The following is a 1,960-nucleotide window of genomic DNA, read 5'->3' as shown; positions in this document are numbered from 1 at the left end:
ACCCGGCCATTGCTCTCGACCGGTGTCTCGGCAACTGCCTTGGCGCCGTCGAGCGCGCCGGTGACACGCAGCGGCACCCTTTGCGCCGAGGTCTCGACGGTGCCGGCTGGCGTCACGTTGTTCTGCTTGGCGAGTGATTCGAACAGCGCCTGCGGCGTGATGCCGAGCGTGGCCAGCTTGGCGTGCGAGAACTCGACATAGATGCGCTCGTCCTGAGTCCCGTAGAGATCAACCTTGGTGACGCCGTCGACCTTCAGCAGGCGCTGGCGCAGACCTTCCGTGACCTTCTTCAATTGCGCATAATCGGCGCCGGCGCCCGTCATCATGAACAGGATGGAATCGACGTCGGAGAACTCGTCGTTCACGATCGGACCGATGACGCCCGATGGCAGCGAGCCCTGCGCGTCGGCCAGCTTCTTGCGTAGCAGATAAAACAGATAAGGCACGTCCTTGGCCGGCGTGGAATCCCTGAAGGTGACCTGCATCGCCGTGAAGCCGGGCTTCGAATAGGTCTGCACCTTGTCGAAATAGGGCAGCTCCTGCAGCTTCTTCTCGATCGGATCGGCGACCTGGGTCTGGATCTCGCTCGAGGTCGCCCCCGGCCACATCACCGACACGTTGACCACCTTGACGGTGAAGAACGGATCTTCGGCGCGGCCGAGCTTCTGATAGGAGAAGAAGCCGGCGACGCCCAGCGCGATGATGAGGAACAGCACCAGCGGCGGATGGCTGACCGCCCAGGCCGAGAGATTGAACCGCTTCATGGCAGGCTCCGATGATCGATTGCCGCTTGTTAGGATGCTGCTAATTTGGGGTCGTCATTGCGAGGAGCGAGGCGACGAAGCAATCCAACCTGTACTTACGGAAAAATTCTGGATTGCTTCGCTTCGCTCGCAATGACGGGAGTTCCTCAGAACGTCAGTGCCGAGACCACGCGCACCTTCTGACCGGGATCGAGCTTCTGCACGCCGAGCGCGACCACTTTCTCGCCTTCCTTGACGCCGGCGGTGATCAGCACGTCCTTGCTGTCATAGGATTTCACCGTCACCGGCTTCAGATTGACCTCGCCCTGCTCGTTGACGACATAGAGCGACGGCTCGCGCCCCTCGCTGAACAGCGCCGACAGCGGCAGCCGCGCTACCTGCGAGGTCGCGTGATCGCTCAGCGTGAGCGTCGCGGTCATGCCGAGCGAGACCGCGTCGTCCGCATCCGGCAGCGAGAATTTGGCGAGATAAGTCCGCGTGGCGGGATCGGCGGCCGGCGCGATCTCGCGAAGCTTCGCGGTGTATTTCTTCTCAGGTTCTGACCACAGCGTCACCGAAGCCGTGCCGGTCCTGGCGCGATCGAGCAACGTCTCGGGAATCGCGACCACCGCCTCCTTCTCGGCGAAGCGCGCAACGCGAATCGCACTCTGGCCAGCAGCCACTACCACGCCTGGATCGATCATGGTCGCGGTGACAACGCCGCGCGCGTCGGCCTCCAGCGTCGCGTAGGACAATGAGTTCTTGGTCAGTTCGACCGAGCGTTCGGCGCGGCTCAGCCGGGCGCGAGCTTCATCCGCGGCCGCGCGCGCGCTGTCCAGCTGGGCATCGGTCGCCCAGCCCTTGGCACGCAATTCCTTGGCGCGCGTCTCGGCGGCGGCGGCCTGCGCCAGCACGCCAGTGGCAGCGGACAGCTCGGCAGTGGCCTGTTCGGCCTGCAGCCTCAGATCGATCTCGTCCAGCGTCGCGAGGGGCTGGCCGATTTCGACGGTCTGCCCGACCTCGACCAGGCGCTTGGCGACCTTGCCGGCGACGCGAAAGCCGATATCGGCCTCGACCCGGGGACGGATGGTGCCGACGAAGCTGCGCTCCGGCGTCTCGGCCTCGTAATGGGCGGTTGCAACCAGGACCGGGCGGATCGGCTCAACCTTTTGGGCGACACCGTCGTTGCAGCCCGCCAGCGCGATCGCCATCGCAGC

At 64.6% G+C, this 1,960-nt stretch carries 2 protein-coding genes; both read right to left on the bottom strand.

Annotated elements, in window-relative coordinates:
* The coding region (locus WA702_RS30470) for an efflux RND transporter permease subunit (RefSeq protein ID WP_425114245.1) at positions 1 to 764 on the bottom strand (764 nt) is incomplete at its 3' end.
* 146 nt (positions 765 to 910) lie between these two features.
* The coding region (locus tag WA702_RS30465; protein ID WP_425114244.1) for an efflux RND transporter periplasmic adaptor subunit at positions 911 to 1,960 on the bottom strand (1,050 nt) is incomplete at its 5' end.

The sequence above is a fragment of the Bradyrhizobium sp. genome (assembly GCF_049798375.1).
Lineage (GTDB): Bacteria > Pseudomonadota > Alphaproteobacteria > Rhizobiales > Xanthobacteraceae > Bradyrhizobium.
Note: the sequence above shows the minus strand (reverse complement) of the source record. Positions and strands in the feature narration are given on the sequence as shown.